22 protein-coding genes and 1 tRNA gene are annotated in these 20,808 nt (G+C 65.3%); 6 read left to right on the top strand and 17 right to left on the bottom strand.

Annotated elements, in window-relative coordinates:
• Positions 1-9: 9 nt before the first annotated feature.
• The 10 genes from ACQUQO_RS03475 to ACQUQO_RS03430 all read right to left on the bottom strand — a co-directional run bounded on the left by ACQUQO_RS03475 (position 10) and on the right by ACQUQO_RS03430 (position 6,674).
• Positions 10-1,056: a methionine synthase gene (locus tag ACQUQO_RS03475; RefSeq protein ID WP_435076554.1), complete on the bottom strand. Its 1,047-nt coding sequence runs from the start codon at positions 1,054-1,056 to the stop codon at positions 10-12.
• Positions 1,053-2,060, bottom strand: coding sequence for a 5-methyltetrahydropteroyltriglutamate--homocysteine methyltransferase (locus tag ACQUQO_RS03470; RefSeq protein ID WP_435076553.1), 1,008 nt, complete (start codon positions 2,058-2,060; stop codon positions 1,053-1,055). Before ACQUQO_RS03470 ends, ACQUQO_RS03475 begins: the two co-directional genes overlap by 4 nt.
• 60 nt (positions 2,061-2,120) lie before the next feature.
• Complete coding sequence (locus ACQUQO_RS03465) at positions 2,121-2,690, bottom strand: HemK2/MTQ2 family protein methyltransferase (protein WP_435076552.1); 570 nt, start codon at positions 2,688-2,690, stop codon at positions 2,121-2,123.
• A 1-nt stretch (position 2,691) separates the two neighbouring features.
• Complete coding sequence (locus ACQUQO_RS03460; RefSeq protein ID WP_435076551.1) at positions 2,692-3,894, bottom strand: mechanosensitive ion channel family protein; 1,203 nt, start codon at positions 3,892-3,894, stop codon at positions 2,692-2,694.
• Positions 3,866-4,732, bottom strand: coding sequence for a 16S ribosomal RNA methyltransferase A (locus ACQUQO_RS03455; protein ID WP_435076550.1), 867 nt, complete (start codon positions 4,730-4,732; stop codon positions 3,866-3,868). Before ACQUQO_RS03455 ends, ACQUQO_RS03460 begins: the two co-directional genes overlap by 29 nt.
• Before the next feature lie 53 nt (positions 4,733-4,785).
• Positions 4,786-5,361 carry a DUF655 domain-containing protein gene (locus ACQUQO_RS03450; protein WP_435076549.1) on the bottom strand — a complete coding sequence of 192 codons (576 nt, stop codon included), beginning with the start codon at positions 5,359-5,361 and terminating at the stop codon, positions 4,786-4,788.
• 41 nt (positions 5,362-5,402) lie between these two features.
• Positions 5,403-5,759, bottom strand: coding sequence for an RNA polymerase Rpb4 family protein (locus ACQUQO_RS03445; protein WP_435076548.1), 357 nt, complete (start codon positions 5,757-5,759; stop codon positions 5,403-5,405).
• Positions 5,756-6,046, bottom strand: coding sequence for a 50S ribosomal protein L21e (locus ACQUQO_RS03440; RefSeq protein ID WP_435076547.1), 291 nt, complete (start codon positions 6,044-6,046; stop codon positions 5,756-5,758). The genes ACQUQO_RS03445 and ACQUQO_RS03440 overlap by 4 nt, the downstream gene beginning before the upstream one ends.
• Positions 6,047-6,219: 173 nt before the next feature.
• Positions 6,220-6,486: an elongation factor 1-beta gene (locus ACQUQO_RS03435; protein WP_435076546.1), complete on the bottom strand. Its 267-nt coding sequence runs from the start codon at positions 6,484-6,486 to the stop codon at positions 6,220-6,222.
• A gap of 2 nt (positions 6,487-6,488) precedes the next feature.
• A complete protein-coding gene (locus ACQUQO_RS03430) occupies positions 6,489-6,674 on the bottom strand; it encodes an HVO_2753 family zinc finger protein (RefSeq protein WP_435076545.1) in 186 nt (61 codons plus the stop codon).
• 282 nt (positions 6,675-6,956) lie between these two features.
• On the opposite strand from ACQUQO_RS03430, the gene ACQUQO_RS03425 reads away from it, so the two are divergent.
• From ACQUQO_RS03425 to artA, 4 genes are all read left to right on the top strand, one after another.
• Positions 6,957-7,793 carry an NOP5/NOP56 family protein gene (locus ACQUQO_RS03425; protein ID WP_435076544.1) on the top strand — a complete coding sequence of 279 codons (837 nt, stop codon included), beginning with the start codon at positions 6,957-6,959 and terminating at the stop codon, positions 7,791-7,793.
• Entirely contained in the window at positions 7,780-8,409 is a 630-nt protein-coding gene (locus ACQUQO_RS03420; RefSeq protein ID WP_435076543.1) for a fibrillarin-like rRNA/tRNA 2'-O-methyltransferase, read from the top strand. The genes ACQUQO_RS03425 and ACQUQO_RS03420 overlap by 14 nt, the downstream gene beginning before the upstream one ends.
• Positions 8,410-8,609: 200 nt before the next feature.
• Positions 8,610-10,376: a DUF7282 domain-containing protein gene (locus ACQUQO_RS03415; RefSeq protein WP_435076542.1), complete on the top strand. Its 1,767-nt coding sequence runs from the start codon at positions 8,610-8,612 to the stop codon at positions 10,374-10,376.
• Between the two features lie 42 nt (positions 10,377-10,418).
• Positions 10,419-11,387: an archaeosortase A gene (gene artA / locus ACQUQO_RS03410; RefSeq protein ID WP_435076541.1), complete on the top strand. Its 969-nt coding sequence runs from the start codon at positions 10,419-10,421 to the stop codon at positions 11,385-11,387.
• On the opposite strand, the gene dph5 is transcribed toward artA, so the two are convergent.
• The gene (gene dph5, locus ACQUQO_RS03405) at positions 11,379-12,134 is read right to left on the bottom strand and encodes a diphthine synthase (protein ID WP_435076540.1); all 756 of its coding nucleotides are present in this window, start codon (positions 12,132-12,134) and stop codon (positions 11,379-11,381) included. The two genes, artA and dph5, sit on opposite strands and share 9 nt — an antisense overlap.
• Before the next feature lie 97 nt (positions 12,135-12,231).
• Here dph5 and ACQUQO_RS03400 point away from each other — a divergent pair, with 97 nt between their 5' ends.
• Together ACQUQO_RS03400 and ACQUQO_RS03395 are read left to right on the top strand one after the other, a co-directional pair.
• A complete protein-coding gene (locus ACQUQO_RS03400) occupies positions 12,232-13,209 on the top strand; it encodes a class I SAM-dependent methyltransferase (protein WP_435076539.1) in 978 nt (325 codons plus the stop codon).
• Positions 13,210-13,269: 60 nt separating this feature from the next.
• Positions 13,270-13,343: transfer RNA gene (locus ACQUQO_RS03395), tRNA-Thr, on the top strand.
• A 34-nt stretch (positions 13,344-13,377) separates the two neighbouring features.
• Here the strand turns inward: ACQUQO_RS03395 and ACQUQO_RS03390 are convergent.
• The 6 genes from ACQUQO_RS03390 to ACQUQO_RS03365 all read right to left on the bottom strand — a co-directional run bounded on the left by ACQUQO_RS03390 (position 13,378) and on the right by ACQUQO_RS03365 (position 20,782).
• Positions 13,378-14,796 (bottom strand): HPP family protein, encoded by a 1,419-nt coding sequence (locus ACQUQO_RS03390; RefSeq protein ID WP_435076538.1) that lies wholly within the window; start codon positions 14,794-14,796, stop codon positions 13,378-13,380.
• A gap of 65 nt (positions 14,797-14,861) precedes the next feature.
• A complete protein-coding gene (locus tag ACQUQO_RS03385; protein ID WP_435076537.1) occupies positions 14,862-16,868 on the bottom strand; it encodes a DUF2079 domain-containing protein in 2,007 nt (668 codons plus the stop codon).
• Complete coding sequence (locus tag ACQUQO_RS03380) at positions 16,865-18,898, bottom strand: DUF2079 domain-containing protein (protein ID WP_435076536.1); 2,034 nt, start codon at positions 18,896-18,898, stop codon at positions 16,865-16,867. Before ACQUQO_RS03380 ends, ACQUQO_RS03385 begins: the two co-directional genes overlap by 4 nt.
• The gene (locus ACQUQO_RS03375) at positions 18,891-19,382 is read right to left on the bottom strand and encodes a GtrA family protein (protein WP_435076535.1); all 492 of its coding nucleotides are present in this window, start codon (positions 19,380-19,382) and stop codon (positions 18,891-18,893) included. Before ACQUQO_RS03375 ends, ACQUQO_RS03380 begins: the two co-directional genes overlap by 8 nt.
• Positions 19,379-20,425, bottom strand: coding sequence for a glycosyltransferase family 4 protein (locus tag ACQUQO_RS03370; protein WP_435076534.1), 1,047 nt, complete (start codon positions 20,423-20,425; stop codon positions 19,379-19,381). The genes ACQUQO_RS03375 and ACQUQO_RS03370 overlap by 4 nt, the downstream gene beginning before the upstream one ends.
• A 159-nt stretch (positions 20,426-20,584) precedes the next feature.
• Positions 20,585-20,782 (bottom strand): multidrug transporter, encoded by a 198-nt coding sequence (locus ACQUQO_RS03365; protein WP_435076533.1) that lies wholly within the window; start codon positions 20,780-20,782, stop codon positions 20,585-20,587.
• Positions 20,783-20,808: the final 26 nt, after the last annotated feature.

The raw sequence follows: 20,808 nt of genomic DNA, 5'->3' as shown, positions 1-20,808 counted from the left end.
AACGGGTCGTCAGTCGTCGGCGGCCGCACCGACTTCGATGTCGCCGGCGTCGAGTTCGCGCTCGACCTCGCGGGCGGCCGTGACCATGTTTTCCATCTTGCCGTAGGCCACATCCCGGGGAAGGAGTTTCACTCCGCAGTCGGGACTCACGGTCAGCCGTTCTGGAGGAACGATTTCGAGACCCTTCTCGATGTTCGCCTTGATTTCGGCGACCGATTCGACCTCGGCGACGTGGACGTCGGTGACGCCGAGCGCGAGGTCGAGGTCGAATTCGGGCTCTTTGAACACGTCCAACTGCTCGTAGTCGCCGTTTGCGAGTTCGACGTCGAACTCGTCGATGGGAAAGTCGAGGATTTCGGGATAGATTCTCGAATAGTCGCCGTAGCAGACGTGCAGACCCACGCGAACCTCCTCGGGGAGCCCAGTTACAATGCGGTCGAGCGCCTCGCCGACGATGGCGTGGTCGTCGGGCGTCGTGGCGAGGGCGGGTTCGTCGATCTGGATGTAGCGCGCGCCCGCATCGACCAGCTTTCGAATCTCCTCGTTCACGAGGTCCGCGAGCGCGAGCGCGAGTTCGCGGTCGTCGTCGTAGGCCTCGTTGAAACTCCAGCTGGCGAGCGTATAGGGACCGGTGATGGGGACTTTCACCGGGCGCTCGGCAACGTCATTGGTGAACTCGAACTCCGAGACGAGCCACGATTCGTCGTAGGCGACCTCGCTCACCACTGAAGGCTTGTCGAAGTAGTTGTGGCCCCAGACCTTTACTGGGCCGTTGAATTCGTAGCCCTCGATGCGGTCGGCGAAGAACTCGACCATCTCGTTCCGGCGCATCTCGCCGTCGACCACGGCGTCCAGCCCCGCGCGCTCGTGTTCGTGGGTGATGAGGCGGGCGGCGTCGTCGCTTGCTTCCTCCCACTCGCTCTCGTCGAAGTCGCCGGCGTCGTGTGATTCGCGCATGCGGTCGAGCCACTTCGGCTTCGGGTAGCTACCCACCACGGTGGTGAGGATGAAGTGCTCGTTCGAGTGGTCAGTCGGCCGGAACTGCTCGCGGCTCATGCGTCCACCTCCTCGTTGGCGCGGGCGGCCCCCGCGGCCAGCGCTTCGAGCTTCTCGACGCAGCGACTCACCGGCAGGTAGAACAGTTCGGTGTTCGTCGTCATGTACATCGTTTCGAAGTCCGCACTCGGCGTTTGCTCGTCGACCCACGCGGCGCGCTCGGCGATTGTCTCGGGCTCTTCGACCAGCGTGTTCTGGCCGTCGGCCAGCCCGAGCGCGATATCCTCGGTCGTGCCGTACTCGTTGATATTGTACAGATTGTCCTCGTGGTTCGTGACGAAATCGTAGCCCACGGCGTCGACGTTGGCATCGAGCAGGTGAGCGTGCACTTTCTCCTCCAGTGCCCCCCAGTAGGTCTGGACAACCACATCGGCGTCGGTCGCCTCGGCAACCCGGTCGATGGCGTCGCTCGCGCGCTCGTCAGCACCGTCTTCGGGCGGGTTCACGACTAGCGACGGTTCGAGGAGAAAGACGGTCTCCACGTCGGGAAACGCGCGCACCTCGCCCGCAAGGAAGTTGGTGATGGCGTCACGGAACTCCGCGTCATCCTCATAAAATTCGTCGGTGGCGAGGTCCGCAAGCGAGTACGGTCCCGGAACGACTGCCTGCAGTGGTGTATCGGTCTCAAGCGCCGCGAGCGCATCGAGATCGTCGGCGAGGTCGCCATCGAATGCCAGCTCCCCCGTGACGACCGGCTCCCGGTAGAAGTTGTTGTTGTCGTAGTAGCGGACGATGCCGCGCGTCTCGACCCCGTCGTGGACACAGAGCGGGTGGGCGAGCATGTCGTCCCAGCGGAGTTGGCCCTCGACGGTCCTGTCGAGTCCGGCGGTCGCCTGCCAGTCGGCGACGGTCGCGCGGGCCTCCTCGTAGACGTCCGTCACGTCGGTGCCCTCGCTTCCATCGACGAGGTCCTCCTTCTGGTGGCCCTTCAGGCTCCCCAGCCGGTCTTTCGCCCAGTCCGGCAGCGGAAACACGCCGGGCGTCGTGGCGACGAATTCCGTCATGAGTGAACTGGGGAATGACGGCGCTTAATATTTGCTACTCACGGATATACCCATCAGTAATCATTCGCGGTCGAGGCGGAGCACCGAGAGCGTCTCGAAGGGGAACGATTCCTCGTCGACGGTCGTCGAAGCGAAACCCGCCTCGTTCGCGCGTTCGACGACGGTCTCGATGTCGCTCAGGCTGCTCACCAGCAGGAGCACTCGACCCTCTGAGGCAAGCACACGCCCGACGTCGGCGAGAAACGGCTCGATGACGTCGCGGCCGCTCTCGCCACCCGCAAGCGCCATCTCCATCCAGTCGCCGACCGCCTCCTCGGGGGTGGTCGGCAGGTATGGTGGGTTGAACGTCACGAGGTCGAACGCTCCCGCCCGAAACGGATCGGTGAGGTTTCCCCGAACGACTCTGATGTCGTTGTCGCGGGCCTCTCGGCAGGCGTGTGGGTTCGGGTCCGTGCCGAGGACGTACGCACCCGTTTCGGCCATCGCGGCCGCGACGTAGCCCGAACCGGTGCCCACATCGAGCGCGCGGTCGGTCGGCGAGGCTTCCCCGCGGGCGGCCGTCGCCAGCAGATGTGAGTCCTCGGCCGGCTGATAGACTTTCTCTCGCTCGCGGCGCTCGTCGAGACCCATGTTACTTGCCTCCGGCGGGCCTGAGACTTCCACGCTCTGCGTGCGGGCCGACCTCGCCGGACTCCTCGCGCGCGGCGAGCACGCGCTGCGGGTAGGCAATTGAGATTCCCTCGCGGTCGAACGCCGCCTTTATCGACTGGATGACGGCGGTTTTCGCCTCCCAGACCCGCCGCGAACTCGGGTCGTCGACCCAGAAGCGCGCTTCGAGGACGATGCTCGAATCGCCGAAGCGCTTCAGGACGGCCCGTGGCGACGGCACCGAGCGCGGCTCGTCCATCTCCTCCATCGCCTCCTCGGCGACCGCGGTCACCGCTTCGAGGTCGGTCGCGTAGTCGATGCCGACCTCGATGTCGACCCGCAAGCGGTTGTTCTCCGAGAGATTCACGAGTGGCTCGCTCGTTATCTGGTCGTTCGGAATCAGCACGTGCTCGTCGTTGAACGTCCGGATTTTCGTGTTGACGATGGTGACGTCCCTGACGATACCCTCGTAGTCGCCGACTTCGATCCAGTCGCCGACGCGGAACGGCCGCAAAAACAGCAGCACGAACCCGGCCGTTATCGAGCCGATTGTCTCGCGGGCCGCCAGCCCGATGACCGCGCCGAGAACGCCCGCACCGAGAAAGAGCTGGCTGAGCTGAATCCCCCAGACCGCAAGCGAGACGAACGCCGCCGCCACGGCCACGCCGACGTCGGCGACGTGGTAGGCGACCTCGCTCTGGTGGTCGGTTATCGCCCCGTGCTCCTCTGCAAGACGGTCGATTGAGCGATTGATGAGCCGTATCAGCAGGTAGGCGGTGACGACCACCCCGCTGATGAGCAACAGTCGAGCGCCGGTCCAGCGGTTCACCGAGAGTGCATCGAGCACCAGCCCGAGGGCCGGAACGACGCGCCAGACGACCGTGAGCCAGAGCACGGTGAGGGCCACCCAGACGGCCACGACGCCGGCCTGAAGCGCCTCCGTGAGTCGGGAGCTATACCGGCGCTTGAGCGGTCTGCCGGCCCGGTTGACGAGTGTGATGGCCCCGCCGAGGGCGACGAGCGCGGCGAGGCTGCCGAGCAACTGCGCCCCGGTCGAGGCGAAATACGCCGCCTGTATCCGCCTGAGGAACTCCGGAACTAGCATCCCGTATCGCACCCGCCATGAGAACGCCCACCGGTTGCGGGCCGTGCTCGAATCACTCTTCCACCCGCGAGTTGTCGCCATACTCGGTTGCCAGTTCGGTGAGCGCGGCGAACTCCGCGGGAGCGAGCTCGCCCGCCCGCTTGCCGAGTAGCCCCTCGTCGGCGGCTTCGACGACGGATTCGGGCCGTTCGATGCCCGTGATGTGGGTCGTGTTCCGGATCGCGTTCCGCAGCGTCTTGCGCCGCTGGGTGAACACACCCCTGACGAGCGCCAGAAATCTCTCTTCGGGCACGGTATAACTGGGGTCGCGCGGCGTAGCTCGCACGACGGCGCTCTCGACGGCCGGTGGCGGCGCAAACCCCTCCGGAGGGATGGTTTCGACGATTTCACAGTCGGCGTAGTGGCCCGCCGTCACCGACAGCCGACCGTACTCGGCGCTCCCGGGCGCTGCGACCATCCGCTCGGCAAATTCCCTCTGAACGGTGGCGACCAGCGGCCGCTTCCGGGGGAGCAGCCGGAACAGTATCTCGCTCGAAATCCCGTAGGGGAGGTTCGATATCGAGGCCGTGAACTCGGGGAGGTCGACCGAAAGGGCGTCACCCTCGACGACCGTGAGCCGTCCCGATTCGATGGCGTCGGCGAACTCCTCGCGGAGGAAGTCGGCGAGGCGGCTGTCGCGTTCGATTGCCGTCACGCGCTCGGCACAATCGAGCAGGCGGTCGGTCAGCGCGCCGGTGCCGGCCCCGATTTCGAGGACGTGGCTCGTATCGAACCCGTTCGCACGAGTCGGCAACCGGTCGAGCACGCGGTCGTCGACGAGGAAGTGCTGGTCCTGATTCGGGTCGCCGCGCACGCCCGCCCGTCCGAGCAGCGCGTCGGGGTCGCGCCCGTCGCTCATCGCCACCCGCCCGCCGGCCATGCTCTCGGCGTTCGCTCGTTCATGGCGGCGCTAGCGACGCGGCCGACAAAACCCTACTCACTTCCCTCGTCGCGCCCGACGAAGATGCGGTACTTCAGGTCCTCGTCGCGCAACTCCTCGCGGATGCGCTCGATGAGGATTTCCTTGGGTCGGTGGAGACCGGCGACGCGCTCTTCGAGGTCGTCGAAGCTCTCGAAGGGCTGTCGCTTGCGCTCGTCGAGAACCGAGTTCCTGAGCTTCTTCCCGATACCGGGGAGGAGGTTGAGCTGGTGGAGTCGGAGGGTGATGGGCTGGGCGTCGTTGTAGAAATCGACGAACCGCCGTTCGTCGCGGTCGATGGTCGCCTCGATGGCGTAGTCGAGTTCGGAGGTGGCGGCGCTCGATAGCCCATCGAACGCGACGGGCCGCGAGGATTCGATGGTCGACTCGTCGAGGCTGACACGGTCGCTGAAACCGATGTCGGTCCCGTCGGCGAGCGTGAGTTCGGTGAGGCGAAAGTCGGTCTCGCCGAGGGCGTAGGCAAGCGGCGATTTCTGCTGTGGCGGCCGGTCGTCGTCGGGCCGGCCGGTCGGCAACATATCGAGGACGACCGCATGACGCTGGTCGTCGGCGCTCTCGGCATCGCTCATATTCCTCGCTTACGCCGAGGACGCACTTAAGTCCGTGCCGGTCACTCGTAGCGAGCGACCACGTCGAGGATGGCGTCGAGTTCCTCGCCCGAGAGCGAATACCGCTCCTGTGCGTAGATGGCGCGGAGTTCGTCGCGGTCTGCGGGACGGAGATTGGCGATCTTGTACGCCGTCGGCTCGTCGACCTTCTCCAACCCTTCGAGTTCGTCGACGAACTCCCGGGACTCCTCGACCGTGAGGTCGGCGAACCGGTTGACGTGGTCGATGGCGCGGGCGAGTTCGTAGCGCATCTCCCGGTCTTCGTCGGCCGCGCGCTCGGTCTCGATGTCGGCCAGCAGCTCCTTCGTTTCGGCGAGCGTGAGGTACTCCTCGTCGAGTTGCTCCTTGAATATCGTCATTCCTGCCGGCGGAGATGGGCGGCGGTGACGATGATCGTCTTGTCCTTCTCGCCGTCGACGATGCGCACGCGGTAGGCGCTACCCTGTTCGCCGAGCACCTCGCCGGTGTGGCCGTTGAATCGCGGGTGGAAGCGGCCGTCGGGCACGCTCGGGTCGATACGGAGGTGGACGCGCTCGCCAGCCGAAAAGTTCTCGATGGCGCGCTGTGGTGGCGAGGTGCCACGCTCGCGCGGGTCGTTCGAGAGTTTGTTCCGGGTTTTCTTGAGTGGTCCCTTGGAGTTCGGCATATGGTCGGCGTTGCGGAGCGGTCCGTATAAAACGTGTGTTCTGCCGTCGGACACGCGTTACCGTCCACCCGGTGGTTCGGCTGTCCAGTATGTGAACGCAAACGGAGAGATACACTGCGTTCGACGAACCCCGTGTGAGTCGCACACGAGCGCGTCCGACGGCACCGAACCGCTCAGATGCGGCCGACGTTCTGGACCTCGACGCTCTCGACGCGACCGACGCTGCCGAAGGCCTCTTCGACGCTCTCGGTTCCGCCCGCGCTATCGGGGACGATGACGGTCGGCAACAGCGCGACAAGCCCGAAGGCGACGTCGTCGCGTTCGAAGCCGTTGATTCTCGCTCCCTCGGGCAGCGAGTCTTCGAGTTCCTCCTGGAGGTCGTCGAGGTCGACTTCCGGACTCTGGGGCATCACCTTGAGCTTCGCGGCGACCTTCCCCATTTTCAGGGACCCGTAAAGCCGCAGTCGGGGCACTCATAGAGGTTGCTCTGCTTGCGGCATTTCGAACAGCGGTAGATGCGTGTGCCACACTCCGGGCACGCGAAGGCGGCGGCGTTGGTGCCCGAGATGTCGATGCCACAGGAGACACAGGTTCGTGACTGTGTCGATGCGGAGTCGCTTTCGCTCATACCCTGACCTGTGTACCCGTGGGTTAAATCCTGTCGAAAGTCGCCCGCGGTGGAAACCCGTTGCGTTGGCTCCACCCGACGGTACCCAATACCTCGTCGGTGATGGCGCTGTCGTCCTCCTGTAGGTACCGCCCGCTTCGCTCTAGAGGTGTCGGCCATCGGCTCCGGTGGCGTTGATGTCCTTTCGCATTGGATGCACACGCGTAGAACCGGTCCGTGCTAGAGAGTCGTCGGCGCGGTGCGTACCGGGTCGCTTTTCGCCGCCGGTTCGCTACGACGGGCATGAGCGAGGGATGGTTCGCGGGTCTCGCGGCCGACGAGGTGGGGGCGGGGCGTGTCCGCGATGGCAGCGCCGACGCGCCGGACGAGTGGCCCACCAGAGCCATCGAGTCGGGGTTTGCCGTCGACGAGGGGGAATATTACGCCCGCTTGCACGAGACGGCGATTTCGGCGGCTCGGGACGAAATGGAAGCACGCGAACGCGCTGACGACCAGCAGGTGATTCACGCCGTGCGCGCGATGGACGACGCCGGCCGGATGGCGAACGAACTCGCCGAACGCGTCGCCGAGTGGGCCGGCAGTCGCTACCCCGAGTCGGGGACGGGACTCGACTACTGCCGCGAACTCGCCGACACTCCCATCGAGAATCCGGCCGACGAACGACTGGTCGCGCTCGCCGAGCGGGCGGTCGCGCTCGACGCAGAGCGGGCATCGCTCGAACGGTACGTCGAACGCGTCGTGCGAACCGCCGCGCCGAACCTCGCGGCGCTCGCCGGGCCGACGCTCGCCGCGCGACTGCTCGCGCTCGCCGGCGGACTCGAATCGCTGGCGAAGACGTCGAGCAGCACGATGCAGGTCCTCGGCGCTGAGGAGGCACTCTTCGCCCATCTCCGTGGACAGGCCCCCTCGCCGAAACACGGCGTCATCTACGTCCACGAGTACGTTCGCGGGACGCGCCCCGAAAAGCGTGGGTCGGCGGCGCGCGCGCTCGCCGGCAAGCTCACCATCGCCGCGCGCATCGACCACTACGCTGGCGACCGCCGCCCGGACCTCGAAACCGACCTCGACGAGCGCATGCGCCAAATCCGCACCGGTGGGGAGGACGATGGCGCTGCCTGAGGGGGTGCAATACCGTGATATCGACGGCGAGCAGCGCCTTGCAACCCGGGGAGAAGCGGTCTACGGCGAACCGGTCGCCGACGGCTGGCGCGCGTGGGACGCCCACCGCTCGAAAGTCGGTGCGATGTACGAACTCGGGATGGAGCCGGGTCTCGAAAGGGGAGGTGGGGTACTCTACCTCGGCGCCGCCAACGGCACGACCGTGAGCCACGTCGCGGACGTCTGTGGCCCCACCTACGCCGTCGAGTTCGCCGCGCGGCCGATGGGCGACCTGCTGTCGGTCGCCGAGACACGCGAGAACCTCATACCGCTGCTCAAGGACGCTCGCAAGCCCGAAACCTACGCCCACGTCGTCGAGAGCGGTCTCGACGTGCTCGTCCAGGACGTCGCGACGCGCGGACAGGCTCGGGTCGCGCGGGCGAACCGGCAGTTCTTGGCTGACGACGGACACCTCTGTCTGGCCATCAAAGCGAGAAGCGAGGACGCGACACGCGACCCCGGCGACGTCTTCGCCGACGCGCTCGACGAGCTGCGCGAAACCTACACAATCCTCGACAGCCGCCGGCTCGACCCGTTTCACGCCGACCATCTCGCGGTCGTCGCCGAACCACGTTGAGAACGCTGTTTCGGCTGAAGCCCTCCGAACGACACGTACTCCACCACAAAGCATTTATAAGGAGAGTCAATCGTTTCATCCATACGTCGACGAACGATGCCAGGTCAGCACGCCCGTCCCCGGCCACCGCGCCGGAAACCCTCGATAGCCTTCCGTGTATCGCCCGCGAGTCCGGAATCTCGACAGCGCGCGTGGCGACCGTGAGCGACCGGTCAGTCGGAGTTGCCCTCGCCGCACTTGTCGTCCTTGCGGCGCTGGTCGGTGCGATACCGGCGGCGGCACAGGACGCTGGCGGGGCGACTGACCGGCCGACGGCGGCGTTCAACCAATCGACCGTGAGCGAACAGCGCGGCGACATCGCCGCGATAGCGCTCAACCTCTCGGGAACGTCAAACGCGACCGTCACGGTCGGCAGCGAGGCGGTCAACTACGAGGCGAACGTCACCGTCAACGACAGCGACGGTGACGGGCGTGTGACGTTGCTGATGAACACCTATATCGCCGGGCTTGGCACGGAAAGCCGAGTCTATGAAGCATCCGAGGGCGACGCCGTCGTCGGAACGAATCGGACGACCGAACCGCTCGACAGCCCCCTCGAAACGAGTCGGTACAACCTCTCGGTGGCGGTTGCGGGACGGCAAACCGACACTGCCACGCTCGCGCTCACCGAACGGACGACCGGCGAACTCATCACGTGGACCGCGCCGGCGGCGAGCTTCGACAACGCGACGAACGCGAGCGAGGTCGCCGCCGCCATCGAAAACGGCCGCATCACGGCGACCGATTCCGTGGCTGTCGGGGACGTGTTGGTCAACCAGTTCAAGCTCTCGGGGGTCTACGGCGCGCTCGCGGTCTCGAACGTGACGGAACTCATCGAGCAGGGGGCGCTCGATTTCAGCATGGTCCAGACGAACCCGGCCACGAACCGCCCGCCGAAACGCCTCGATTTGAATCGCAGTCTCGCAAACGACTCGATTCGCGTGGTGCCCGACCCGAAAAACGACGTGCTCTACGTCAACGTCGATACGGGGGCGGCGGTGTTCGACAACGGCACGCTGTCGGCCGGCGACAGCTTCGAGAGCACGCTGACCCTCGACGGCGAGAGCGCGCTCGCAGCGACCGACGAGTCCATCAGTGCGAACGTCACGTTCGTCGGGACCGAACTCGGTCTCGCCGCCCCCTCGCTGGCCGCCGCGCCGAACCAGACCGTCACCGGCACGACGAGCATCGCGCCCGGAAGCGAGGTGACGGTCCGCCTCCAGCGAAACGGCACTAGTTCATTCATCAAGACCAACACGACGCGGGTGAAGCCGAACGGGTCGTTCGCCACCTCGTTCAATCTCTCTTCGGTTGCACCCGGAACCACCGTCTCCGTGCGGGCCGACGGTCCCCTGGGAACCGGCGACCGGACGAACGTCACCGTGGAACCGTCCCGAATGAACGAATCCTCCAATGGCACCGCAGCGCTCGCCGTCGCCGACGGGACCACCGCCGGCGAGACGGTGACGGTTCGGAACGCGACGCTGCCCGATGGCGGGTTCGTCGTGGTGCACGCGCCGAACGTCTCGACCGAGCCTGTGGGGAGCGTCATCGGCGCGTCGAGTTACCTCGAAAACGGGACCACCGAGAACGTCACCGTCTCGCTCACTGACCCACTGCGGGAGGACACGCGCGTGGTCGTGATGGCCCACACCGACAGCAACGACAATCAGGTGTACGACTTCAGCAGCTCCAATGGGAGCGAGGACGGACCGTACACCGAAAACGGCAGCGCCGTCACCGCGCGGGCGCGGCTGACGCTCATCGAGGCGACGACCATCGAGACGACGACCGCCGAAACCCCATCGGGCACCACGGCTGCGAGTACCGCAACCGGGACGAACGGGACGACCGGCGGGAGCGGTCCCGGGTTCGGCGTCGTCGCTGCGCTGCTCGCGCTGGCCGGGCTGGCGTGGCGACGCCGCTGACAACGACAAAACCTATACTCCCCATCGCCGTACTGCGGGCGAATGCTCGACGGGTTGCTCGCTGTACTCGTGTGGTTCGGCCGGTTTTCGGACCCGCTGGCGTGGCTGTCGGTGCTCGCTTTCAGCACCGGCGGCGTGCTCTCCTGGCGCGACAGCCGACTCGCCAGACCGGTGACGGTCGCCGCGTGGATGGCCTTTGCCGTCTTCTGGCTGTCGGTGTTCCACCACTTCGCGTTCGTTCAGAAGAGCTTCATCGAGGGCATCGGCGTGCTCGTGGCGATACCGGCGAGCGTCTATGCGGGCGTGTTGCTGGCTCGTGGGCGTGATTCGCTATTTATACTCTCGCGGGCCATCGCGGCGATGGGGTTGATATTCTTCCCGTTCGAGACGATTACGGTCCTGCAGGAGTTCCTCATCGAGACCGTGACCGCCCAGACCGCGTTCCTGATGGACCTCATCGGCGCGAATCCCACGGTCGTCTCGGGCACGGCGGTCCCGGGTGGGACGTATCCCGACTATCGGAGCACCTTTTGGTTCATCGATGGCGGTCACACCATCACCTACACCATCCTGATCGCCTGTACCGGTATCGGCAGTATGGCCATCTTCGGCGGACTGATAGCCGCGGTATCGGCCCCGCTCTCGCGGAAACTCCGCGCGCTCGCCGTCTCTATTCCGGTTATCTACGGGTTGAATCTCGTTCGCAACGTCTTCATCGGGCTGGGATTCGGACTCCAGAAGTTTCACCTCTTTCCCGACATCGTGATGGGGCTGTTCGGTGCCGAGGACCCGTACAAGGTCTCGTATTTCATCGTCGACCGCGTGCTCGCCCAGAGCCTCTCGGTGGTGGCGCTCGTCGGGGTGACGTGGGCCGTCGTCCGCGAACTTCCCGAGGTGATGGTCGTCATCGAGGACGTGCTGTTCATGGCCACCGGCACCGAGTACGACCTCCACAGTGCGCTTGACGTCGGTGTGCGTGCCGATGGTGGCGAACAGGACGCCTCAGAGTAGTTCGGCCGGTGTATCGGCCAGCGTGTCGAGTGCCTCGCGTTCCAGGTGGTGGAGGTCGCCCGGAACCACGAGCAGGTGCAACGGTTCGCCGAACTCGCCTTCGGCGAGTGCGGAGAGTCGGTCGGCGACCACGAGCGGCTCTGAACTGCCGGCACGGGCGACGACCACCCCAAGCGTGTCGAGTTCGGACGCGAGCCGCTCGGCGGCGACGTCGGCGGTCATATATCTCTCCTCTTCGGCTTTGATATCGAGATAGCAGAGCGTGTGCAGGCCGCGCTCGCGGTTGTCCTCGATGGTATGGACGACGCTTTCGGGTATCGGACGGTCTCGGTAGGCGAAGGGAATCGTCGTTGCCTTGCCGAAGCGGTAGTTCTGGAGACCGGTGAGCGACCCCGCGGCGGTCTGTGCGGTCGTGCCGTGAACGATTCGCGTCTCGATGCCTCGCTCGTGTGCGCGAAGTCTGAGGTCGGTGTGTGTGGTCGAAACCATCGGGTCGCCGGCGACGAGAAACACTGCCGAGCGCGCTTCGGCGGCGTCGAGAATCGGCTCGGGGTCCCCCTCGACGCCCGCCCGGCCGCGGACCTCGATGGAGATGTCGTGATGGGATTCGAGGCTCTCGACCGTGGTTCCGACGAGCTTGCTGGTGTAGCACTCGGCGAAGGCGCGGTCGGCGTCTCGAAGTACCTCTCGACCCTCGACCGTAATCGAGCGCTCGTCGTAGAGACCGAGCCCGACGAAGGTGAGCATTGGCCCGCCTCGGGCGGCGGGAGGATTAAACGACTCGCAACGGTGAGCCGCTGTGATGAAACGCCACGCTTAGGCCTGTCGGACATCGAATGCGGGTATGGAAGTGCCGTGTGTTCGCGCCGCGCGCGAGGACGGCGAGACTGTGCGAGAGCTCCTCGCCGAGCGCGCGCTGCTCGACCACGACCACGAAATCACCGTCGCCGACGGCCGAATTTTCATCCCCGTCACCGATGACGAGGAGGTTTCCGACGAATACACGGTCGTGACTCACGACGCACCGGCACGCGAGACACAGGTCATGCCCGCCGACGTTCTCGGTTTCGAGCCGACCTACGAGCGCCTCGGCGACGTCGTGCTCGTCGACGAGGACGACGAGGGGCGCGCCGAGCGAATCGCGGCGGCGGTGATGGACTCGGCGCTCCCGGTCAAAACCGTGCTGAATCGCGCCTCGAAAGTCACCGGTGAGTTCCGCACCCGCGAGTGGGACCACCTCGCCGGCGACGGGGCTCGAACTGTCCACCGCGAATATGGCTGTGAGTTCGCCCTCGATATCGCCGAGGTGTACTTCTCGCCCCGGCTGGCGACCGAGCGCCACCGCGTGACCGAAAAAATCGAGGCGGGCGAGCGGGTGGTCGATATGTTCGCCGGCGTCGGCCCGTTTGCGATTCCGGCAGCCAAGCGCGGTGCGGATGTCGTCGCCGTCGACGTGAATCCGGTGGCCATCGAGTACCTCCGGGAGAACGCACGGCGCAACGGCGTTGAGGACAGGATTGAAGCTATCGAGGGCGACGTGCGTGCAGTCGCCGCCGACTACGAGAATTGGGCCGACAGGCTCGTGATGAACCTGCCCCACAGCGCCGACGAGTTCCTCGACGCGGCGGTGCGCCTCGCGGGCGACGATTGTCTGGTACACTACTACGACATCCAGCACGAATCGGACCCCTACGGTCCGGGCGAGCGTGCCATCCGTGCGGCCGCCGACACGTATGAAGTGACGGTCGAGACCCGCCAGTCGGTGCGTTCGTATGCCCCCCACGAACTGAACGTCCGTCTCGACGTGCGACTTCGCGCGTGACCGACTGCGGTCGCGGTGATTCGCAACGATTATACCGTTCGTGAGTTCAGTGTCGGACGGGCCGGTGTAGCTCAGACTGGTAGAGCGAATCCTTCGTAAGGATTAGGCCGAGGGTTCAACTCCCTCCACCGGCTCTCGTAGTCGAAACCCTCCTCCTCCCTTTGCGACTCACTCCTGTTCGAGCGGCCGGTATCGCCGGTCGACGATGGCCACGTCACACTCGATATCGTGGAGGCGTTGGAAGGTGGCCGGCGAGAGCAGCCGTGAGACGGCGCTCCGCTCGGCGCTCGCACCGAGCATGAGGAGGTCCTGGCGCGTCGAGGCGTCGGCGAGGAACTCCTCGATTGACTCGTGTGCGACGCGGGTTTCGATGCGTTCGGAGGCGGTTTCGACCAGCCCCGCGAGCATGCTTTCGGCGTCCCGGCGCTCGGATGCCGAGTCGATACAACGACAGACGCTCACGTTTCCGGACGTGCCGGTGAGCCGACAGGCGAAATCGAGCATGCTGTGGGCGACGTCGCTCGCGCGGCGGACCGAGACGAGCACACGCGACCAGTCGGTGCGGCCGTCGGCCGAGCGGTGGGCGATGACGTCCATGTCGGTCCGAAAGAGCGAGGCGACGAACGCGGTCGTGCTGCCGTCGGATTTCTCGTACGGCGTCACGATGAGGTCGCAGTTCGACTCGCGGGCGGCCCCGAGCGCCGTCTTCGCTGGCGATTCCGTCCCGCGCTCGATGACGGCCACCTCACAGGGCACATTTATGGAGGTCTCGATACGCTCGGCACACGCTTCGAGATGGCTGGCGTGGGTTTTCGTCGCCGTCGAGACCTCCATGTCCCTTCCGCCGTCGGTGGCGACCTCGTTCGTCGATTCGACGATGTCGAGGAGGACGACCTTTCCAGCGTCGTGGGCGGCGGCGATGCGTGCACCGAGCATGGCCGTCGCGTCGGCGTGCTCGCCACGCATCGGGACGAGGACGTGGTCATCGCCCTTGGTCGACTGGTAGAGATAGCGCGCACGGTGGCGATAGACCTGTCGGTGCCAGAGGACGAACATCCCGGCGACGAGCAGGCTCGATACGGCGATACTGAGCACGTAGCTGAACCCGGGCGCGTCGCTGACGACCGCGAGCAGCGCCGTCGAGAACGCCGCCGGCTCCTCGATACCGAACGCCCACGTCGCCGCGCCCGTGAGAAACATCGCAAACGCTACACTCGGAGCGTGGACCGACTGGGGACCGCCAGCATAGAACAGCCAGCTCGTCAGCTCGATGGCGAGCCAGCCACACAGCGCGCCGGCGGTCAGTCCCGCGACGAACCGCAGCGGCGACGAGTAGCGCTCTTCGGGATGGGCAAAGAGCAGATATGCCCCGGAGGCCAACGGCGGAAAGAGGAGAAAGGGGAGGTTCGTCGCGTTCGCAACGAGCGTCACCAGTCCGACCAGCAGGGGAACGAACAGCACGACCGACAGATGGACGAGGTTCCGTGTGCTCTCCAGCCAGCGACGGAACTCGTGGAACTCCCGCCGCTCGAACCGCCGCGAGCGCGACACGGCGGCCCGGAAATACGCCCGCACTTCCTCGCGCATGCCAACCGCTTGCCGCTGGAGTGAAAAACCGATTCCGCATTCGATATAGTACCGGCCCCGCCCCGTCAGGCCGCGTTCATGGCCGAGCTATTCGTCCCCGAGGCCGACCGGACAGTGACGTTCTCGAACGCGAGCCGCCCCGTGCCGCCGGCTTGGGAGGCACGGAACTCGACGTTCGAGTGCATCCGGTCGAGCGTGAACCCGACGGTGACGTTTTCGAGACCGTTCGTGTTCGTGACGTTCTCGCTCGCGACGGGTTGGGGCGTGGTGCCGGCGGCGACTTCGAGGGTGGCAACCGGTCGCTGTCCGGTGCTCGTCGCGTTCACCCGGAAGGTCGCGGTGTAGTTGCCGGGCGGGAGCATCGCACCCGGGCCGTACCAGTAGTAGGTTCCTTCGCTCCCACCGGAACCGACGAGCTGGCCGTCGATTCGTATCGCGTCGTTCGGTATGAAGTCGTTCAGTTCGTAGGTACGTGGTTCGACGGTGTAGTTCCCACGAATCCCCTCCGGAGAGCCGTTGTAGCCGCGCTTGAACACCCACACTTGGTCGTCGTAGCGTGCGAGACCGTACTCCTTTCCGAACTGCTCGGCGTAGGTGGCTCTGACCGGTTTCGCCCACTCGACGCCCTGTGTTTCGAGCTGCGTGTCGATGAGGATGTACTCGGGTGTGGGTTTCCCGTGGTCGCGCTGATAGCGATAGAACAGCGTCCGGTTGGCGCTAAAGGTGGCGTTCGGCCGCTCGGCGACGTGGGGATAGATGTCGTTTTGCGTGAGCAGCGAGGCGTTCTCGGGGATGGTGTCGATACCCTCCTTGAGTATCTCCGTATGCTCGTTGGTCCTCGGAACGGCGTTTTTCTGCGCGCCGATGGCGACCCCGACCGCGAGGTTCACCACCAGTATGAGTGCGAGCAGCCCCGATAATACTGTTCGCGCCGAGGCGCGCGCGTTCTCGGTACCGACGATTTTCGAGGTATCGACGCGTGAGAGCACGCGCACCGCGCCGATGTAGACGAACGGCAGCAGATAGAGCGGGTAGTGTGCGCCGAAGGTGTAATATACATCTCGGCCCGCAAACACCCACGCGAATCCCATGAAGGGGATGAGCGACCCGAGCGTGAGTTCGTCGGCGACCGCGAGAAAGAGCACGGGCAAGAGCAAAAGCACGAGATAGACCACTTTGTCGAAGACCGCGACCGAGAGCGAATCGATGACGAGTTCGGGATTGGCGAGCACGATGGCAATCAACTGGCCGATACCCACCCGCGACCCCTCGACGAACGGCTGGAGCGGGGCCGCGATGATGTCTGTCGGCAGGCCGGAGGTGTCGCTGTACTGCGAGATGGCCCAGCCGGCAATCGCCCGCGCGACGACGAGAATTCCGACGGCGACGCCGATGTACGGGGCCTCACGCCGGAGGCGGCCGCCGCGGTAGGACACCACGACGAGTCCGACCAGGAAGCCCCCAACGAGAATCGTCGTGAACTCGTTGGTGAACAGCACGAGCGTGAGGAAGGCCAAGAAGGCGATATAGCGGCGTTCGGAGTAGGTGTAGTAGGCTGCGAAGATCAACAGCGGAAGCAGTATCTGCTCTTGGAAGTCGAACAGCCACGCCGACCAGAGGAAGGGATTGAGCGCATAGGAGGCCGTCAGCAGGCCGGCGACGCGGTCGCTCTCGATGTGGCTGCGCGCGAGTACCCAGAGCATTGGCACGCTCGCGGCCAGCAGGAAGGATTTGATGACCAGCAGGGTATAGGGAGAGGGGACGAGCGCGTAGATGGGCAGGAAGGCGAGCAAGGTCGCGGTGAAGTGCCCGCCCCAGTAGGAGCTATCGGGACCGCGAGCGGTGTATTTCCCCTGTTCAAGGAAGCCCTCGCCACTCAGAGTGGTCTCGAACATGTGGATGTAGCTGCCGAAGTCCGCGCCCGTGAGCCAGAAGCTTCGATAGAGCAAGGAGAGATAGATGGAGAAGCCAACGAACAGCGCCAGCGAGAGCGCGAGGACGTACCACGTCGGGCTGGAGCGCTCCGGCAGGTAGTCGCCGACGGTCGTGGCGATCCGTTCCGTGGTGCTCATGGACTTCTCCCGGAGGGGTTCGCAGTAGCGTTTTTCGATTCATAGCTCACGCGCACCCAATCGAGGGCGACCCGACCTTCGCCCTTCCGAATCCCACGGAACTCGATGTCCGAGGTGGTCTCGTTCAGGCTGAACTGCACCGTGACGTTCTGCCAGCCCGGCGCGGGTGCAACCCGCTCGCTGGCGATGCGTCCGTGGTCGTCACCACCCGCGACGTCGACCATCACGACGGGTTCGGACCCGTTTCCGGAGACGTTGACCCGGAAGGTCGCGGTGTAGGTACCGGGCGTGAGCGTGTCGTAGGGACCGAACCAGATGTAGTCCCCTGCCGAACCGTTTTCGCTCACGATGGTCCCGCTCGCGCGCTCGCCGGTACCCGTCGCCATGTTGGCAGCGTCGTAGCGGCGCGCGCCCGGTTCGGGTTGAGTGATGCCCCGGACCGGCCCGTCGTAGCCACGTTTGAATATCTGGATGCCGTCCTGATAGCGATACAGTCCGTATTCGTCGCCGAGACGGTCGGCGTAGGTCTGTTGGACGGCTCGCGCCCACGGCGCGTTCGGGTTGAGCTGGGTATCAACGAGGAGGTATTCGGGCATGACGGGTTGCCACCGCTTCTCGTAGGCGTTGAACGTGCCCGGACTCACGATGAACGAGGCGTTCGGGCGCGTCGCCACGTGGGGGTAGATGTCGTTCTGAGCGATGAGCGAGGCGTTCTCCGGAATCGAGTCGATGGCCGCCTCAAGGGTCTCCCGGTGGTCCTCGTCGACCGGCGGCGGGACCGCGAGATGGCCGCCACCCGAGGCGGCACCGCTGAGGAGACAGAGCACCAACACCGCCGAAAGCAATCCCGAAAACGTCGCCCGCGAGGGCCACTGCAGCCAGTCGAAGCGACCCGACAGCCGGCGAAGGGCGTGTATCACGCCGATGTAAACGAACGGCAGCAAGTAGAGCGGGTAGTGGGCACCGAACTCGAAATACACCGCTTTGGCCTCGCCGGTGAACACCCACGCGAAGCCGAGATACGGCGCGAGCGCCGCCAGCGAGAGTTCGTCGAACAGCGCGAGAAAGGCCACCGGAAGCATGAACGCGGCGAAGAAGAGCAGTTTGTCCGCGACGGCGAAGGTGGCCGAGTCGAGGAGTAACAGAGGATTTGCGAGGACGGTCAGAGCGAGGTCGACCAGCGACACCCGCCCCATCCCCTGAATGAACGGCTGGAGCGGCTCGGCGACCACGTAGGTCGGCAGGCCCCCGAAGACGCTGTAGTAGTCGATGACGGCCGTCGAGACGACGCGCGCGACGACGACGAGCACGCCCGCACCGAGGATGGGTAGGGCGCGCTCTTTGAGTCGACCGGCCACCGCCGCGGCGACGACCAGACCGCCGAGAAAGCCGATTGTGGGGAAGATGACGAACTCGTTGGTGAACAGGACGAGCGCGAGGAAGCCGAGAAAGAGCAGCCGGCGGTCCTTCTGATAGCAATAATAGGCGGCGAACAGGAAAGGCGGAATCAACACTTGCTCTTGAAAGTCGAACGACCACGCCGACCAGAGGAACGGGTTGAACGCATACGAGACGGTCACTACCCCCGCAAGACGGTCGCTGTCGAGGCGGTCGCGCGCGAGCAGCCAGAGTACCACCACTGATGCCGCGAGCACGAACGATTTGGCGACCAGCAGCGTGTACACCGACGGCACAAGTGCGAACAGCGGCAGAAACAGGAGCAACGTCAGCGAGAAATGCGCCCCCCAGTACGAGCCGATGGGCTGGCTCGCGCGATACTTCCCGTGTTGGAGCCAGCCCTCGCCCTGTAGCGTGCTCGAAAACATGTGGGTGTAGGCCCCGAGGTCAGCACCCGTCGTCTGAAAGCGGGCATGCATCAGCGCCGTGTAGATGGAAAACCCCACGAAGAGCGCGAGCGCCAGACCGAGCACGTACCACGTCGGGCTGCCGCGCTCGGGCAGCGCATCCAGAACGCGGTCGGTCAGCGAGTCGGCCGAACCGAGAGTGAGCGATTCCGTGAGCTTACTCACGCTTGTCCTCGCCGACGTAGCGCTTGAGCGAATCGAACGATGTCGAGGAACCGTCCGAACTCCAGACCCATTTCTCGCTCGCGCCGAATCCCCAGAGCACGCCGACACCGATGCGGAGGATGTTCGAAATCGAGGGATCGATACCGAGGAGATCGACGAAGACGATCAACGCGACGGTACCGATACCGACACCGACGACGCGCGTTGCGCCGTATTTGAGTGCGCGCCAGAGCCACTGACCGATGCCGGCCGTGCCGTTCTCGCGCCACGTCCAGCTATCGTTCATGATGTAGTTGGCAAAGATACTCACCGCGCTCCCGAGCAGACCGGCGATGATGTACTGGATGCCGATTGTCTCGTAGGCGAGCAAAAACACGCCCTGATTGATGGCAATGCCAACGACGCCAACGAGGAGATATTTGACGAGCCGCTTGTTCTGCGGGTCGAACAGCGAGCGCTCGCGAACGGTGTCGAGGACGCTCACGCGCGCACCTCCGTCCGGGTCGGTCCGTCCTCCGCCCTGACCGGCGGCGAGACGAGGAGGTCCCTGAGCTTGGGATAGACCTCCTCGAAGCCATGTGCCTCGCCCTCTTCGCGCGCACGCCGACAGCGCTCTTCGTAGCCATCGTCGTGGGACCACTCGCCGTGGAGGCGTGCGATTGCGTGGGCCAGTCCACGAGGCGTTTCGGCCTGGAGAACGGCCGCGTTCTCACGGACGTGGGTCGAAAGCGGCGTCGTCACGACCGGGGTGCCCGACGCGCAGGCCTCGTTGATGACCATGCTGTCGGTGTCGACGCGCGCCGGGTGGAGGACGACGTGAGCGCGTGCGTAGGCGTCGGCGAGTTCCTCCTCGGTGAGGAATCCGAGCCCCTCCACTTCTCCCGCACCCTCGCCGGTCGTCACGACCCGGATTTCGGGCGGCAGGCGTTCGGCGACGTCCTGAATCGTGTCCCAGCCCTTCTCGCGGATGTGTGCGGCGGTCGTGAGGACGGTGAACTCCTCGGCGCGCTCGGCGCGGTCGGGAGTGAACCGCTCGACATCGACGAAGTTCGGGATGTGAACAGTATTGGGATGGGGCGAGTCGTAGGCCGGCGTGACCGAATGCACGATGTCGAACCGTGAGAGGTCGTGCTTGCCGAGCGCGCGGTAGAGCAGTTTCGTCACCGTGGGCACCACTCCATAGTGGGCCTCGTAGAGCTTCTTCGAGACGTAGACCCACGAGTGGATGCCCGCGATGCGGGTTCCCCCGCCGGAAAAGAACAGTTCGGAGAACGGGTTGTAGAAGACGTAGGCCGTATCGAACCCCGAGAGGTCGTGGTGCCACGCCTCGCGGTAGGGAACCCGGGAGTCGAGCACTTCGCGCACGTCGACGCGACGCTCACCGCCCGGCGCGTACGGCAGCGCGCGAACCGACACGTCGATGCCGTCGGCCGCCAGCCGGTTGGCGAGCGCACAGACCCACTTCTCGCCGCCGCGGTAGTGCTCGACGGAGAGGTGTGGACAGAGCGCGATGCGTGTCCCCGCCATCTCAGCAGTGCCGTGTGGTCGCGGGGTCGGTTCGAAGCGAGCGACCGAAAGGGTGTTCGCGCGAGGAGCAGTTCATTACGGGAACGAACCGACCGCGACCAATTAAGTATTACCTATCCGGTTCGCGGCGTGTGTCGCGTTCACAGTCGTCGGTCGGCATCATCGACCACGAAGTTCGCGTAGCGAGAACCACCCCACGATGACGACGGCGACGACGCCGACGACGAACGCAATCGGCTGGCCGGACGCGCCCCACTCCCAGCCAAGCACCGTGGAACCGAACAGGGCGACCCCAACCGCGAGAATCCCGATGACTGTGCCAATCGTTGATGTATCTCGCTCGAACAGGGATACCATACCGAACCCTACCGGCAGCAACGCCA

This window comes from Halococcus sp. AFM35 (assembly GCF_051195015.1).
In the GTDB taxonomy this organism is placed as follows: Archaea; Halobacteriota; Halobacteria; order Halobacteriales; family Halococcaceae; genus Halococcus.
The sequence above is the reverse complement of the archived record's forward strand: the minus strand, read 5'-3'. Positions and strand labels throughout refer to the sequence as shown.

What these genes read in the sequence shown, in the direction of transcription:
- ACQUQO_RS03475 (WP_435076554.1), bottom strand. Translation starts at nt 1,056, where the DNA reads ATGAGCCGCGAGCAGTTCCGGCCGACTGACCACTCGAACGAGCACTTC.
- ACQUQO_RS03470 (WP_435076553.1), bottom strand. Translation starts at nt 2,060, where the DNA reads ATGACGGAATTCGTCGCCACGACGCCCGGCGTGTTTCCGCTGCCGGAC.
- ACQUQO_RS03465 (WP_435076552.1), bottom strand. Translation starts at nt 2,690, where the DNA reads ATGGGTCTCGACGAGCGCCGCGAGCGAGAGAAAGTCTATCAGCCGGCC.
- ACQUQO_RS03460 (WP_435076551.1), bottom strand. Translation starts at nt 3,894, where the DNA reads ATGGCGACAACTCGCGGGTGGAAGAGTGATTCGAGCACGGCCCGCAAC.
- ACQUQO_RS03455 (WP_435076550.1), bottom strand. Translation starts at nt 4,732, where the DNA reads ATGGCCGGCGGGCGGGTGGCGATGAGCGACGGGCGCGACCCCGACGCG.
- ACQUQO_RS03450 (WP_435076549.1), bottom strand. Translation starts at nt 5,361, where the DNA reads ATGAGCGATGCCGAGAGCGCCGACGACCAGCGTCATGCGGTCGTCCTC.
- ACQUQO_RS03445 (WP_435076548.1), bottom strand. Translation starts at nt 5,759, where the DNA reads ATGACGATATTCAAGGAGCAACTCGACGAGGAGTACCTCACGCTCGCC.
- ACQUQO_RS03440 (WP_435076547.1), bottom strand. Translation starts at nt 6,046, where the DNA reads ATGCCGAACTCCAAGGGACCACTCAAGAAAACCCGGAACAAACTCTCG.
- ACQUQO_RS03435 (WP_435076546.1), bottom strand. Translation starts at nt 6,486, where the DNA reads ATGGGGAAGGTCGCCGCGAAGCTCAAGGTGATGCCCCAGAGTCCGGAA.
- ACQUQO_RS03430 (WP_435076545.1), bottom strand. Translation starts at nt 6,674, where the DNA reads ATGAGCGAAAGCGACTCCGCATCGACACAGTCACGAACCTGTGTCTCC.
- ACQUQO_RS03425 (WP_435076544.1), top strand. Translation starts at nt 6,957, where the DNA reads ATGAGCGAGGGATGGTTCGCGGGTCTCGCGGCCGACGAGGTGGGGGCG.
- ACQUQO_RS03420 (WP_435076543.1), top strand. Translation starts at nt 7,780, where the DNA reads ATGGCGCTGCCTGAGGGGGTGCAATACCGTGATATCGACGGCGAGCAG.
- artA (WP_435076541.1), top strand. Translation starts at nt 10,419, where the DNA reads ATGCTCGACGGGTTGCTCGCTGTACTCGTGTGGTTCGGCCGGTTTTCG.
- dph5 (WP_435076540.1), bottom strand. Translation starts at nt 12,134, where the DNA reads ATGCTCACCTTCGTCGGGCTCGGTCTCTACGACGAGCGCTCGATTACG.
- ACQUQO_RS03400 (WP_435076539.1), top strand. Translation starts at nt 12,232, where the DNA reads ATGGAAGTGCCGTGTGTTCGCGCCGCGCGCGAGGACGGCGAGACTGTG.
- ACQUQO_RS03390 (WP_435076538.1), bottom strand. Translation starts at nt 14,796, where the DNA reads ATGCGCGAGGAAGTGCGGGCGTATTTCCGGGCCGCCGTGTCGCGCTCG.
- ACQUQO_RS03385 (WP_435076537.1), bottom strand. Translation starts at nt 16,868, where the DNA reads ATGAGCACCACGGAACGGATCGCCACGACCGTCGGCGACTACCTGCCG.
- ACQUQO_RS03370 (WP_435076534.1), bottom strand. Translation starts at nt 20,425, where the DNA reads ATGGCGGGGACACGCATCGCGCTCTGTCCACACCTCTCCGTCGAGCAC.
- ACQUQO_RS03365 (WP_435076533.1), bottom strand. Translation starts at nt 20,782, where the DNA reads ATGGTATCCCTGTTCGAGCGAGATACATCAACGATTGGCACAGTCATC.